14 protein-coding genes are annotated in these 14,724 nt (G+C 31.5%); 5 read left to right on the top strand and 9 right to left on the bottom strand.

Annotation, left to right across the window (positions count from 1 at the left end; genetic code table 11):
* Both ACZ2G2_RS14765 and ACZ2G2_RS14760 read right to left on the bottom strand, forming a co-directional pair.
* Positions 1-1,251: a dihydroorotase gene (locus ACZ2G2_RS14765; protein WP_470393018.1), complete on the bottom strand. Its 1,251-nt coding sequence runs from the start codon at positions 1,249-1,251 to the stop codon at positions 1-3.
* Positions 1,248-3,176: a vWA domain-containing protein gene (locus ACZ2G2_RS14760; RefSeq protein WP_470393016.1), complete on the bottom strand. Its 1,929-nt coding sequence runs from the start codon at positions 3,174-3,176 to the stop codon at positions 1,248-1,250. Before ACZ2G2_RS14760 ends, ACZ2G2_RS14765 begins: the two co-directional genes overlap by 4 nt.
* A 153-nt stretch (positions 3,177-3,329) precedes the next feature.
* Between ACZ2G2_RS14760 and ACZ2G2_RS14755 the strand changes: the two genes are divergently transcribed.
* Together ACZ2G2_RS14755 and ACZ2G2_RS14750 are read left to right on the top strand one after the other, a co-directional pair.
* Complete coding sequence (locus ACZ2G2_RS14755) at positions 3,330-5,219, top strand: M61 family metallopeptidase (protein WP_470393014.1); 1,890 nt, start codon at positions 3,330-3,332, stop codon at positions 5,217-5,219.
* A gap of 104 nt (positions 5,220-5,323) precedes the next feature.
* The gene (locus tag ACZ2G2_RS14750) at positions 5,324-5,647 is read left to right on the top strand and encodes a DUF6799 domain-containing protein (RefSeq protein WP_090842190.1); all 324 of its coding nucleotides are present in this window, start codon (positions 5,324-5,326) and stop codon (positions 5,645-5,647) included.
* A gap of 49 nt (positions 5,648-5,696) precedes the next feature.
* Here the strand turns inward: ACZ2G2_RS14750 and ACZ2G2_RS14745 are convergent, their stop codons facing one another.
* The 6 genes from ACZ2G2_RS14745 to ACZ2G2_RS14720 all read right to left on the bottom strand — a co-directional run bounded on the left by ACZ2G2_RS14745 (position 5,697) and on the right by ACZ2G2_RS14720 (position 12,081).
* Positions 5,697-6,893: a sensor histidine kinase gene (locus tag ACZ2G2_RS14745; RefSeq protein ID WP_470393012.1), complete on the bottom strand. Its 1,197-nt coding sequence runs from the start codon at positions 6,891-6,893 to the stop codon at positions 5,697-5,699.
* 60 nt (positions 6,894-6,953) lie between these two features.
* Positions 6,954-7,718 carry a TIGR02757 family protein gene (locus ACZ2G2_RS14740; protein WP_470393010.1) on the bottom strand — a complete coding sequence of 255 codons (765 nt, stop codon included), beginning with the start codon at positions 7,716-7,718 and terminating at the stop codon, positions 6,954-6,956.
* A gap of 5 nt (positions 7,719-7,723) precedes the next feature.
* A complete protein-coding gene (locus tag ACZ2G2_RS14735; protein ID WP_470393008.1) occupies positions 7,724-8,296 on the bottom strand; it encodes a hypothetical protein in 573 nt (190 codons plus the stop codon).
* 62 nt (positions 8,297-8,358) lie between these two features.
* Complete coding sequence (locus ACZ2G2_RS14730) at positions 8,359-8,904, bottom strand: CPBP family intramembrane glutamic endopeptidase (protein ID WP_470393007.1); 546 nt, start codon at positions 8,902-8,904, stop codon at positions 8,359-8,361.
* A gap of 3 nt (positions 8,905-8,907) precedes the next feature.
* Positions 8,908-9,567 carry an ABC transporter ATP-binding protein gene (locus tag ACZ2G2_RS14725; RefSeq protein WP_090842181.1) on the bottom strand — a complete coding sequence of 220 codons (660 nt, stop codon included), beginning with the start codon at positions 9,565-9,567 and terminating at the stop codon, positions 8,908-8,910.
* Between the two features lie 51 nt (positions 9,568-9,618).
* Positions 9,619-12,081, bottom strand: coding sequence for a DUF5916 domain-containing protein (locus ACZ2G2_RS14720; protein ID WP_470393005.1), 2,463 nt, complete (start codon positions 12,079-12,081; stop codon positions 9,619-9,621).
* Positions 12,082-12,255: 174 nt separating this feature from the next.
* Between ACZ2G2_RS14720 and msrA the strand changes: the two genes are divergently transcribed.
* The 3 genes from msrA to ACZ2G2_RS14705 are packed head-to-tail and all read left to right on the top strand — an operon-like array spanning position 12,256 to position 13,763.
* Positions 12,256-12,822, top strand: a complete 567-nt coding sequence (msrA, locus tag ACZ2G2_RS14715) for a peptide-methionine (S)-S-oxide reductase MsrA (RefSeq protein WP_090842177.1) — start codon at positions 12,256-12,258, stop codon at positions 12,820-12,822.
* Complete coding sequence (gene folE, locus ACZ2G2_RS14710) at positions 12,812-13,408, top strand: GTP cyclohydrolase I FolE (protein WP_090842175.1); 597 nt, start codon at positions 12,812-12,814, stop codon at positions 13,406-13,408. The genes msrA and folE overlap by 11 nt, the downstream gene beginning before the upstream one ends.
* Before the next feature lie 52 nt (positions 13,409-13,460).
* On the top strand, positions 13,461-13,763 hold the full coding sequence (locus ACZ2G2_RS14705; protein ID WP_090842173.1) for a hypothetical protein: 303 nt from the start codon (positions 13,461-13,463) through the stop codon (positions 13,761-13,763).
* A 46-nt stretch (positions 13,764-13,809) separates the two neighbouring features.
* Here the strand turns inward: ACZ2G2_RS14705 and ACZ2G2_RS14700 are convergent, their stop codons facing one another.
* Positions 13,810-14,577, bottom strand: a complete 768-nt coding sequence (locus ACZ2G2_RS14700) for a CDP-alcohol phosphatidyltransferase family protein (protein WP_470393004.1) — start codon at positions 14,575-14,577, stop codon at positions 13,810-13,812.
* Positions 14,578-14,724 lie beyond the last annotated feature (147 nt).

Below are 14,724 nucleotides of genomic sequence, written 5' to 3'. Positions count from 1 at the left end.
TTATAATACTATTTTATTATTTGCAATTATCCCGTATGCTTTTCCTTTTAAAGCTTGGCCTAAAAAAGCACTATTCTTAGATTTTGAAACGATATCAGATTCCGTGAAAGCGTAAGTAATAGTTGGATTAAATAACGTAATATTTGCTATTTCTCCTTCGTTTATACTACTTGTTTCTTGACCAAATCTAGTTTTCCCTTTAGTTAACAATTGGATTGCTTTTTTAGTAGATACCACTGTGTTTAAAGCGCCAAAAGCACTTTCTAGTCCTATGGTTCCAAAAGCAGCATGGTCAAACTCGACCTTTTTATCTTCAATAGTTTTTGGATTATGATCACTAGTAACCATGTCAATCGTACCGTCCTTTAGACCTTCTATTAAAGCGTCAATATCCTTTTGTATTCTAAGTGGTGGGTTGACTTTATAATTAGTATCAAACTCTACTAAAACGTCATCTGTTAAGCATAAGTTGTGGATTGCTACACTACAGGTTACATCCAACTTTTTACTTTTAGCAGCTCTAATAAGGGCAACACTTTCTGCAGTAGAAATAGTTGGAATATGTAATTTTCCTCCCGCATATTCTAATAAAAACAGATCACGCGTTACTTGCAAAGCTTCGGCTAAATTAGGGCTTCCTTTTAAGCCTAGCGATGTACTATTAAACTCTTCGTTTACAATTCCTTTTCCAGAAATTTTAGTTTCTAATGGGAATGAGCACACTAAACCATCAAAATTACTAGCATATTGCAATGCTATTTTTAAAAGGTTAGGATTACTAATTGGTTTTTTATAATCAGAAAAAGCAACTGCTCCGGCATTTTTCATATCAAAAAGCTCTGCCAAATCAACACTTTCGCTATTTTTAGTTAACGCACCGATAGGTAATAGTTTGACAGCATGGTTTTGCGCTTTTGATAATACAAAAGCAACATTTGCATTGGTATCTATTACTGGATATGTATTGGCTTGAAGCGCAACAGTAGTAAAACCAGATTTAGCAGCTGTTTTTAAACCATTTTCTATGGTTTCGCGATCTTCAAAACCAGGTTCTCCAAAACAAACACTACTATCAAACCATCCTTGTGAAAGGTGCAGGTTATCTAAGCTTATTGTTTTGTAATTATTGGTATTGTCAATGCTTGTAGCAATTTTAGTAATCTTACCTTTTTCAATTAAGACATCACAAATTTCGTTATGAAATTTGCTTAAAGGGTCAATGATTGTTGCTGTTTTTATTAAGACGTTCATTTCAAGTATTTTAAGATGAGCATTTCTATAATTAATAACACGAGCCCCAAAATTACAAACCATTTCCATAACTCGTTAACTTTGGTGTCGTTATTTATGTTTTCAAACACGGTAGTAATATTGTTGTTAACCGTGGCGTGTTTTACATCATCTAAATTAATGTAGTTTAAATTACTTTCTGCTCTATTATAATTATAGCTTACGTTTTGGAGGATTGTAGTATTGTTTTTTAAATCGTATATCCCTGATTTTTCGGGAATATCATTAGTCTTAATAACCACTTTGTTATTAAAATAATTTTGTTCTGGTATTATTTTGTCAGTACCATTAACTAAAGTTAAAACACGGTCTTGTTGGATATTAACAGGGACATCATAACTATTATTTTGTCCAATTGTGTAATATAAAGTGGTAGTGTTTAAACTTTGTTTTGCAATGTTGTAAAACGTTGGAACAATTAAATTTATATTTTTAAAATTAGAATTAGTCTTATTTATTGGCGCAGAAAACACATAAACAGATTTGTTTTGAGATAAAAAGGGTTTGGCATCTTCAAATTGTAAAACAGCGGTTGTTTTAGTATTTGTTTGCGGGTAATAACGATTAACTTTTGGGTATTGAAAATTATCTACTTGTTTTTCAAAAACACCATTGGCGTACAATGGATGTGCATAATTGATGGTTGTGATACGTTTTTCGGCTGTATTTAAAGCTTCAAAAGGAGCAAAACCAAAACGTTGTAAAAACGTATTGTAATCGGATAATTTACCTTTTAGAGATGGTATTAAAACCACTGCGCCTCCTTTGTCCGTAAAAACTTTTAAAGCGGTTACTAAGCTGTTTGGTAAAGTTTCCGTTTCATCAATAACTATTAAATTTTGTGTATCAAATAAACTGTAATCTAAATTGCTTGTTGTTTTTGTAGTTAATACAAATTCATCTTCAGTAAAAATCCGACTTAAATACGATGTATTAGTATCACTAATGGCTAAAACATTAATTTTTGAAGTTTCATTAATATTAAAATATAGCGCATTATCAAACTGTAATTGCTTGTCTTCAATAGTGACTTGACCCTTGATAATTTTATTATTAGGAATATTAAAAATAGCAGTTGCTTTGCCATCTAAATCGACAGAGGCTTTGGATAATAAATTACCGTTGTCAAATAATGAAATTGGTAAATTCTTAACCTCTAAACCATTATTTTTTAAAACAACAGTTAACTCTAAACTATTAGGATCTTGTTTGGAAATAAATAAGCTATCTACAGCAATGTTATTAGCACTTACGGGTTTTAATTGTACTAAATTTATAGCGATAGTCGTATCTTGTTTAATGTTTAATGTTGCTTTTTTTTGCTGAAAATCAGATATAAATATTAAGTTTTTAAGCGTGTTTTTATCACTAGAAAAGGCCTTTTTAGATTTTAGCAAAGCAGCGTCATAAGGCAATTGGTTAGAAACATAATCCAGTTGTAAAAGCTCATTTTTTATGGCTTTAATAGTTGTATTTCTATAACTTTCTGTATTAGTTATTAAAGATAATGTTTCGGTTTCCGGTATGGTTTCAATTAGATCCTGAACGGCACGTTTTAACAGGTCTCCTTTTTCACCTTTTGCTTGCATACTAAACGAGTTATCTAGGTAAATAACGGTTTCGGTTTTAGTATTAAATGCGTTTGTTTTTGATAAATAGGGTTGGGCAAAAGCAATAATAATTGCTGCTAATAATAGCAATCTAGTTAAAAGGGTTAACCACTTTTTAATTGTTGCACTTTTTCTAGTTTGTAATTGTACTTTTTTTAGAACAGCTACATTAGTAAAATAAACTTTTTGAAATTTTCTAAGCTGAAATAAATGAACAATAATAGGAATAAGCAGTAAGAAAAGCGCGTAAAGAAGTTCTGGGTTTTTAAACTGCATTAATTTTAAAGTTTGTCAAAGATAATAATTGCATTTATAATAAGTGTATATCCAAAATAACATTTTAACAAAAACTTAATGTATGTATTGTGTAACAAATTTTACATTTGAGCGTCTTTTAAGCAAGACCATTAACAAACACACAGATTTAATATGAAAAAACTTCTAGTAACAACTATTGCAACAGGCCTATTATTAGTGGGTTGTAACAGTACCAAAACATCGGATAAACTTGCATCACAGTCGCCAATAGCAACGTCTATAGATTTATCTAAAGTAGTAGATGATAAAGCACCTGTAACTATTAATCCAGGACGTTTTACAGCTCAAACCGTAACGTATAGATTGCCTAGAGTTGTGCAAGGAACATATTCTGTGAGTGATTTTGGGAAGTATATTGACGATTTTAAAGCAGTAGATTATAAGGGTAATGCTTTGCCTGCAACTAAAGTAGACACTAACACATGGACTATTGCAAACGCAACACAGTTAGACTACATTACGTATAATGTTAACGATACATTTGATCAAGAAGTTACAGGTGGAATAGGTGGAGAGGCACCATTTTCTCCAGCAGGAACAAATATAGAGCCGACTAACTATGTCTTAAATTTACATGGGTTTATTGGTTATTTTGATAGTTTAAAAGACAATCAATACAGTTTGGACGTGACTGCTCCTGCAGACTTTAAACGTACATCCGCATTACAAGAAACGGGTAAAAAAGTAAGTCAAGATGGTAAGTTTGCAACGTCTAGTTATTTTGCACCTCGATATTTTGATATTACAGATAACCCAATGTTTTATGGAGATTTGGATGTTGAAGAATTTCAGGTTGGAGACATCAAGATTGTATTAAGTGTTTACTCGCCAAATAAAGTACACACAGCAGCAAGTATTAAAGCTGTAATGGAAAAAATGATGCAAGCACAAAAAGCATATTTAGGAGATGTAAATAGCACACCGCGTTATGATATCTATTTATATTTATCTGAAGGAAAGCCAGACTCTCCAAAAGGTTTTGGAGCTTTAGAGCACCATACGTCTACGGTGGTTGTTTTAGAGGAGAATTCGCCTTTTGAAGCTTTAGCCGAAAGTATGATAGATGTTGTATCACATGAGTTTTTCCATATTGTAACTCCGTTGAGTGTTCATTCTGAGGATGTTCATTATTTTGATTATAATAAACCAACATTCTCTAAGCATTTATGGATGTACGAAGGTGTAACAGAATATTTTGCTACATTATTTCAAGTTGATCAAGATTTAATTGACAGTGAAGAATTTTACGGAGATATTTTAGGTAAAATCCAAACATCAGCTAATATGGATGATAGCATGAGTTTTACTACAATGAGTGAAAACGTATTAGATCAACCCTACGCGCCACAATATTATAATGTATACATGAAAGGTGCTTTAATTGGTATGTGTGTAGATATTTTAATGCGTGAAGAGAGTAACGGAAACAGAGGTATTTTATCTTTAATGAAAGAATTATCTAATAAATATGGTAAAAACAAGCCTTTTGAAGATGATAAATTAATAGAAGAACTTACTGCAATGACGTATCCAAGTGTTGGTGAATTTTTAAATACACATGTTGTAGGTGGTACACCAATTGATTACGCTGTGTTTTTTGAAAAAGTAGGTTTATCTTTAGATAAAGGACGAGTTAAAACTAATTATATCCAGAATGATGGTGCTTTAATCTTTACACCAAATAGAGAAACAATGACTATTCCTTTTGGAGAAGCAGTTAAAGACAACAGTTTTTGGGCAGAAAACGGGGTATTACCGGGAGATGTTATTAAAACGGTTGATGGTAAAGAATTAAATATGGGAACTGCTCAAGCTATTATTACAAGTATGTATATGTGGCAGCCAGGTACTGATATTAATGTTGTATTAGATAGAGGTGGAAAAGAAATTGTTATTAAAACAAAAACGACACAATCCTATACAACAGGGACTAAATTAATTGAAAATCCAAATGCTACTGCTGCTCAAAAGGCAACTAGAAAAGCGTGGTTAAAAGGTTAATTTAATTACAAAAAGTTTGGCATAGAAGTTGAATTAACTAACTTAGAGAATGATTTATAGTAGTTATAAATTGTTTGGGCTAATAAACTTTAAAACATATTACAATGAAAAAATTAATTCTTATTGCTTTTACTTTATTTTTAGGAGTAAATACAGCAATGGCACAGGATGCTAAACAAATTGAAGATGCTAATTACGTTATTCTTTTAGACAGTAAAGTGTTTCATTATACAGCAAATGGTGTTGTACAATTAGATGAAGCAATAACGTTACATGATGGGACGGTTGTAGAGACAAACGGAACTTATGTAAACGGTAAGAAAACAGGTAAGCTTGAAGATGGACAATGTTTAGGAATGAGTGGTACATTGTATAAAGACCAAGAAACATTAACAAAGAAGCTTATTAAACTTATGAGGAAATCATAACTTATAATACTGATAAAAAAAAGCCTAATCTTTAGATTAGGCTTTTTTTTTATTTTGAAATAGTAAAAGTAAACGTGCTTCCCACATCTATTTTGGACTGTAAAGTAATAGTCCCGTTTAATTTTTTTACTAAGTTTTTTACTGTAAATAAACCAATTCCAGTTCCTTTTTTACCTGAGACATCAGTTTGGTTATTGTTATTAAACAATTTAAACACTTCGTCTTGCTGATTAGCAGGAATTCCATTTCCGTTATCGGTAACAGAAAAGATATGAAAATTTGAGTCTTCAGAATAATTTAAAACGACCTCAGGATTAGGTTTGTTGTTATACTTTAATGCATTATCAACCAAGTTTATTAATACTTGTGTTACAGCTGCTTTATTAATAAATATTAGAGCTGAATTTGGTGTTGTTTTAAAATGCTTATCATCTAATAAATGGATGCGTTGTACACTAGAAAATAGAGTGTCTATTGCAATATATTCTTTATCTGCATTTAAAAGTTCGTTGGCTTTATAATGGATTAAGATACCATCTATGTAATTTTTAAGCGATTCAGCAGATTCTTCAATATAATTGATATACTCTACAGAGGCTTCTGTTAAAGTATTGTCTTCTTCCTCTTTTAAAAAACTAGTTAAAGACATGATATTAGCTAAAGGCGATTTTAAATCATGTGAGACATGACTAGCAAATTTATTTAGCTCAGCATTACGATCTAATAATTCTTGTTTAGAGTCGGCTAAAAGGCGATTATTCAACTTTAAATCAAACAAATTAATAACTTGTTTAGCAATTGTAATTAATGCCTTTTTTTGCAGTTTAGTAAGTTGTCTAGGTTTATGATCATAGATGCATAAAGTCCCTAACGCTAATCCGTCTGTATTTCTTAAAGGCACACCGGCATAAAATATAGCTTTAAAACCGTCAACTAACGGGTTATCTTTAAAACGAATGTCTTCGCGGGCATCTTCTACAATAAAAATATCGTCTTCGTGTAAAATAGCGTGCCCACAAAAGGAGATGTCTCTTGGAGACTCCTGTATATCTATACCATGATGTGATTTAAGAAAATTACGATCAGTATCTAATAGCGTAATTAAAGAAATTGGTACATCACAAATAGTTGCAACTAAACTAGTAATATTATCAAAATCACTTTCAGGAAGTGTATCTAATAAATTATATTTTTTGACACAGGATATGCGTTCCAGTTCATTTTTAGGAAAATCAGGTTTGATCATTAAAAGAAATAAATATTACACTATTTTTTACGAAAATACTGATAATTTGGACTTTAAGTGTTAAAATTTTTCAAAAACACCTAAGCCGAATAACGCAAAATCATATTTAACAGGATCATTGCTATCCAAAGCTCTTAAAGCAGTATCTAATTCGGCTAAAGCCTTCCCATCATTTTGTTTGCGTTTTAATAACCCTAGTTTTCTAGCAACATTACCGGAGTGTACATCTAACGGGCATGATAGCTGTGCAGGGTTAAGGGTAGTCCAAATACCCAAATCTACATTTGTATTATTGGGTCTAACCATCCAACGTAAAAACATGTTTATTCTTTTAGCTGCACTATTTTTTAGCGGATCACTAATGTGTTTTTGTGTACGTTGCAAGTGTTCTATTTCAAAAAAAGTTTGCTTAAAGTAATGGATAGACTGCTGTAAGCTATCGTTTTGGGCGTGTTTATTAAATACTGCTTCTAGACCGTCGTGGTTTTTATAAATGTGTTGTAACCCTTTTATAAAAGTTATAAAATCTAAGCCATTAAATGTACGATGCACAAACGCTTCTAGCTTTTCTAAATCAGACTCTTGATGATTCATAACAAAATCAAATGGTGATTGGTCTAATAAATCCATCATTTTATGACAATTAGTAATAATGCTTTTACGGTTTCCCCAAGATATTGTAGCACTTAAAAAACCAGAAATTTCAATGTCTTCCTTTTTTGTAAATAAATGCGGAATTTGTATTGGGTCACTTGTAATAAAGTCAGGTTTATTGTACTGTTCTACTTTATTATCTAGAAAATCTTTAAGGTCTTTTTTATTCATTTATGTTATTCTATGATATAAGTGTTTGATACTGCTGTAAATGTTTCTTGATTAGAGTTTTGTATAGCTACTGTTAAGTTAAAAGGGCTATCTGATTGAATGGTTTGATCAAAAAATAAAACGATTGAATCAGGAGCTCTTGACAATGTGTTTTCTTCACTATCTGTAGTGTTGTAAAATTGACTAATATCTAACGGATTGTCTATATTATAATAAGCAAATTTCATTATGCTATTTAAACTTTGACCAGCAGCAATACCATTAATTTCTTGGTCTGCGGTAATATTTAGATCTGTAAATTCTGATTGATATATGTATACATTGTCAGGACAACTTGTTGCTACAGCAGTATTAAAGTTGAATGATGATGCATTTATTACACTAACATCATCGTAGTCATAAATTATATTAAGATAGACTATTAAGTCTTCTGACGTCGTAGTAATTGGATCTTCTGTGTCGTTAAAAATTTCAATAGATTGTAAATTAACCAAATAAGTTTTTTCTTTACAACAGGAAAACAATACAAATTGAAGACTTAGAAAAAAGAGTAGGGAATAAGCGGTTTTTTTTAACATTGCTTTTATTTATAGATGTCAAAACTACACTTTGGTTGCGTGAAAAAATCTGATTTTAATTTTTAAGACATAAATATTACAGACGGAATAATTAAAACAGCATTATAACACGCATGTAATAACATGGAGTATATCAAACCTAATCGGACACGTACATATCCAAAAACTAATCCAACAACAATCTGTGGAGCGACTAATAATGGTGATAAAAGTATAAGTTGTGGCGTTATTTCAAAATTAAAAAGATGGACATACCCAAATAACAGAGAAAATGTATAAAATGCTATTTTAAAATACTTTTTACTAAAAAGTGTAATAGGTCCTCTAAAAATTAATTCTTCTATTATTGGTGCTAAAATTACTGCTGAAGATATAATATAAAGTGGTGTTTCTTCTTCAAATAATTTTGATACCGCGTGATCATCGGAGCTATAAACACCTAAAGCTTCTAAGAGCGCAATTATAAGACCAAAACCTAGTCCTAAAGCTATACAAATAGGGACACATGCTAACACAATGCCTACTTTTTGTTGTATAGTAGCGTGTTTAAGTTGTTTTAAACGTGGGTTTTTTACATACTTTAAAATAGAGGAAAATAACTGCTTCATATGTTATATTATTTTTCCGTCTACCATAGTTAATTTTCGGTCTGCTAGATTTGCTAATTCTTCGTTATGTGTAACAATTACAAAGGTTTGTCCAAATTGATCTCTTAATTTAAAAAATAAGTTATGAAGATTCTCTGCACTTTCACTATCTAAATTTCCAGAAGGTTCATCAGCAAAAATAAGTTCGGGATTATTTACTAACGCTCTAGCTACTGCTACACGTTGCTGTTCTCCTCCAGATAACTCGCTTGGTTTATGATTGTAGCGATGTGATAAACCTAAAAAGTCAAGTAATTCTTTAGCTCTGTTTTCAGCTTCAGCTTTATTTGTTCCTTTAATAAAAGCAGGAATACAGACGTTTTCCATTGCTGTAAATTCAGGTAATAACTGATGAAACTGAAAGATAAACCCTATATGTTGATTTCTAAATTGTGCAAGTTGCTTGTCTGATAATCCAGTAATTTGTTTACCATTAATTTCAAGCGTACTTTTTGTTTTATTATCAATAAAATCTAAGGTTCCTAATATTTGTAACAATGTTGTTTTTCCTGCTCCAGAAGCCCCAACAATAGATACTATTTCTCCTTTTTTAATATGGACGTCTACACCTTTTAAAACGTGTAAATCGTCATAATATTTATGTATATTTTTTGCTTTAATCATAGTTACTTATAAAGTACGGAAATTACTACTTTATATATTCTTAGGCAACAATTAACTGGTTTTGCTTTTCTTTTTGAATACGTTCTTTAAATCGTTATAATCAATAAAGTAGACTAATTTTAACGAAAACGTATTACGTTGCTCTTGTTTAAATAGGTCTTCTGTGCTATCAAAGAAGCTAGCTTCAGAGTCGTTAGAAAAATTAAATATTTGATTTCTATATAAGGCAGTAAGGTTACTTCCTGGCGCAAATTGCCAAGTATAACTTAAATCTAAATTCCATGTGTTAAAGTTAATGTCTGGATCAAAATCGGGATCACTGCTTATGTTGTTTTTGGTATATATATCAGATCTGTTTAAAGTCCCATTGTCTTGTAATACATACAAACTATTGTCATAGGTTACTGTACTTAAATAGTTTCTAAAACTTAAGGTTAAAGCATTAAAAGAGTTAAAGTTATAACTTCCAGAAATACTAGCAGTCATATCCACACGGTCACGCTGTCCAAATAAAATTCTGTCGTCAATTTCTTGACCATTAACATAACCTCTATCGGCAGTATAGTTGTCATAATCAAACCCAAGCACCATTAAAAATTTGTCGTTAAATTTAAATCTAGGATTTAAACCAAACCATATATTATTAAAATTTTTACGAGTATCGTTAAATAAACGTCCGTATCCTAAATTAGCATCTAAAGCAAAAAACAAGTTGTAGTTACTAGAAATCCACATATTAGCTTGCGCATAATTTTCTGTAACAAAATAGCTGTCAAATCCGTTTCTAGGCTCAAAATAGTCATATTGTTTTCCAAAATTCCAATTACCGTTTATTCCAAGATTGTGTAGTGTTTTTGTTTGTCCATTAAAATTAAACCCAGTATTAGCCCCAGTAAATGTATTAGGATTAGCCAATTGATTGTAGTTTATCCAAGTCCCTAAATAGGTGTTATTAAAGTTTTTTGAAGGCTCAAAAGTACGATAGCTAACCTCTGCATTAAAATTGCTGTAATTGTTTCTAAACAATATCCCTAAGTCGTTGATATCATAGTTTTCATCAGCATAGTCATAAGTTGCACTATAACGTAAATTACCACTGTTTTTACCTAAACCAAGACGTGCAGTGTAACCATTGTCTTTATTCTGAACATCATTAAATGTGCTCATTTTAACTTCGGCTATAGCCCCATAAGTATTGCTTTTGTTTACTAAATCTAATAATAGACCAGTAACATTGGCATCTCTAAAATCACCATCTCTAGTCACATTAGTATTAATTAAGGTAATAGCAGAGTTTTTATTAAACTGTTGGTCTAATACCATAATGTTATAATTGGCAAGAGGCTCTATAACTTGGCTTCTTTTAAGACCAGTATCTTCATTTGTAATGGATACTTCGGTTTTTTCGGTAACAGCATTAAAAAAACCAATTCCTAATCCATTTTTAGTACGTCCAGAAACCTTAACTGCATTTAATAGCTGTATTTTTTCAGGAAAATCGCCAACTGACTCATTATCGTCTAAACTTAATCGTCCTGAGGCACGGTCTCCAATACGTCTAGAGTAAAATAGATTTCCTTTGCTAAATAAATCGACACCTTCAGTAAAAAATTGACGTTGTTCAGAGAATTGTTGTTCAAAAGGTCCTAAGTTTAATTGTACATCGTCAAATCCAGCTTGACTAAAATCGGGGATTAATGTAGCATCTAAAGTTAAGTTTTCGGTTAAACCGTATTTAATATCCATTCCGGCAGCAAAATCACTATCTGTTTCGCCATCAAAAGTACTTACCAATCCAGAAGCGTAAGGAAAAAAGCTAAGTCGGGTAGGAGGTGTGATGTTTTTAATTCCTTTTAACTCGGCATTATACAATCCAATATTACCTTTTGTAACATCAATTGCACTCCACGTCATTTGCTCACGTGTTTTTCTGTAATGTCTATGAAATTGAATTCCCCAAGTCGGATCTTCTTGTTGCGTAAAACGTAAAGCACGGTACGGAATTTTAATCTCTACAATCCAACCATCATCCACTAATTTGACGCTACTTTCCCAAACCGCATTCCAACCAAAGTCTTCACCATAATTTGGGCTTTCAACAGCGTCAGCTTGTGTTCCGGAGCTAAACACAAAAAATTCAGTATTATTTTGGGCGTCATTATTAGGATTAAAAATTAAACCAAAAAAGTCTGACTGTCCAAAATTATCACGTTGTGTAAATTGACGCATAATATCTTCTGGGTTGTCATAACAATATGCAGCGACATAAATACCAGTATCGTCATAGGTCATTTGGACCTTTGTCTTTTTATTATCGGGCGCTGTATCTCCTACATCTGGTCTAAACTCTGTAAAGTCTGTTGCAATTTGTGCATCGCTCCAAGCTTTATCATCCAAAACACCATCTATTTTTGGAGGGTAGTCGGTACGTTTAATTTGATAAGATTTTTTGTCTTGGGCTAAGGTCTGAAAAGAGATTAGTAATGCAAAAAAAGTGATTAAAAAAGGTTTCATTAAATTTTGATTGATGGTTTCTGTAGTAAAGACAGTAAAATTATTCCTTTGTTACAGTTTTAGATTACAAATCTAAATTTGATGTTAAAAAAAAACTCCTAATTAAACGTTAAAAATTTATTTTGACTATTGTCGAATAAAGAAAAGCTATGCGGAATTAGTTATTTTTATACTATGAAAGAAGAAAATTTACAAATAGCCACTTTTGCTAATGGCTGTTTTTGGTGCACAGAAGCTGTGTTTTTAAGAATAGAAGGAGTGGAAAAGGTCGTGTCTGGTTATACAGGTGGGACTATTAAAAACCCTGCTTATAGAGAAATAGGTACAGGACGAACAGGACATGCAGAAGGTATTCAGATATTTTATGACGAAAATAAGGTTACTTTTACAACGTTATTGGAGTTGTTTTTTGCAACGCACGATCCAACAACATTAAACAGACAGGGACATGATGTGGGGACACAATATAGATCTGCTATTTTTTATAATTCTGAAAGTCAAAAAGAACAAGCGGAAGCTTTTATTGATTTATTAGAAAACGAAGCTGTTTTTGATAGTCCTATTGTTACAGAAGTTACTGCGTTAGGACCATTTTATATAGCAGAAGCCGATCATCAAATGTATTATGACAGAAACCGAGAAACATCTTACTGTCAGTTTGTTATAGATCCAAAAATTAATAAGATAAAAAAGTATTACAGTACTAAATTAAAAGAAAACACGCCTAAAGATGCCATATAAAAAGTTTGAAGAGTATAACGTTAAAGTTACAGATGATGTTAAAAACCGTTATAAAAATATTATTGAAGATTTAGGTGAAGACACACAACGTGAGGGGTTACTAAAAACACCAGAACGTGCTGCAAAAGCAATGCAATATTTAACGCAAGGGTATGATCAAGATGCAGCAGAAATCTTGAAAGGTGCTATGTTTAAAGAAGATTACAATGATATGGTTATTGTTAAAGATATCGAGTTTTATTCGCTTTGCGAACATCACATATTGCCATTTTTTGGAAAAGCGCATATTGCTTACATCCCTAACGGACATATTGTAGGTTTAAGTAAATTACCAAGAATTGTAGATGTATTTTCTAGACGTTTGCAAGTACAAGAGCGATTAACACATCAAATATTAGATTGTATAAATGACACATTACAACCGGAAGGTGTAGCTGTAGTAATAGAAGCAAGTCACATGTGTATGCAAATGCGCGGTGTGCAAAAACAAAACAGTGTCACGACAACTTCTGGGTTTAGAGGTGCTTTTCAAAACATAGAAACGCGTACAGAGTTTTTAAATTTAATAAGTTCTAAATTAAGCTAGATTTTTGGAATACTATTTGCTTTATATTAAATAGAATTACAAAATATTATAAATGATTTTTAACGACACAAACAAATACACAAAACTATTTTTAGGGCTAATTTTTGATGCTCTAGGATATGTTTCTTTTATTATACCTGGTATTGGCGAATTTGCTGATATTGTTTGGGCGCCTGCGTCCGCATGGTTAATGACTAAATTATACAAAGGTCGAACCGGAAAAATAGCTGCTGTTTTTACCTTTATTGAAGAAGCATTGCCTGGGTTTGATATTATACCATCCTTTACCTTAATGTGGTTATATACGTATGTCTATAATAATAAGTCTAAAGAGGAAACCATAACGGTTAAATAAAAAAACAAGTAACAAAAAAGCTGCATCCTATTAAGATGCAGCTTTTTTATTTATAGTATAGTTTTCTAATGGCAATAAAAATTAAAATCATCCCAGAGTAACCAACAAAAAACGGTATGATGTAGTCTTTTAATCCTAAAACTAATAACACAGCAATTATCAATAACTGAAAACCTAATCCAAAAGTAGAAATTGAGGTCATTAACCATTTAGGCACTATTTTACCGTACGCCGCTCTTGGGTCTAGAAAATAGATGGTTTTATCAAAACCGCCATATAAGGCTGTATATAATTTAAAAAGAATATTGACATGGCGTTGTTGTTCTCCTTTTAAAGCAGTGGGTATTTTAGTTTCAAAAATGCGACTGGTTGTATCACCATCAAATTTGTTTCTTAAAATAACGTAGTAATAATTGTATAAAGTACCTTGTAATTGTATGCCTAAAAAGGCTAATAGTGTTAACCAAATTGAGGTATCCGTTATATACCAAATAGCTATAAAAATTATGGCATTTAATAATATATCTGCAACCGAGTCTAGGTAACGCCCCGTATAAGATGGTGTTTGTTTTACTCTAGCTAACTCGCCATCCGCTGCATCCAAAATTGATTTTAGAATTAAAAAAAAAGCAGCCCACCAATAATTGCCATTAATAATAAAATATACAGCTATTAAACCGGATATAATAAAGGCTAAAGTAACATGGATAGGCGTAAAAGAGGTGTTTTTTAAACTGTTGGCAATAATTTGAGCAATAGGTCTTCCATAGTCTGAAAGATCTATAAATTTATGCGCTTTTGGTAATTTTGACATGTAAAGTCATAAGATAGATAGGTGTTGCGGAATATACCAAGTTGATACTTAAAATAGAAACTTCCAATTATAGTAAAGTATGCAAAGATAAGACTTTATAGATTGTACTGTATTGCTAAATTGTTGATTATAATATTTTAGTTAATA

This window comes from Olleya sp. KKT75 (assembly GCF_055635485.1).
This window is presented reverse-complemented; position numbering and strand designations above follow the sequence as displayed.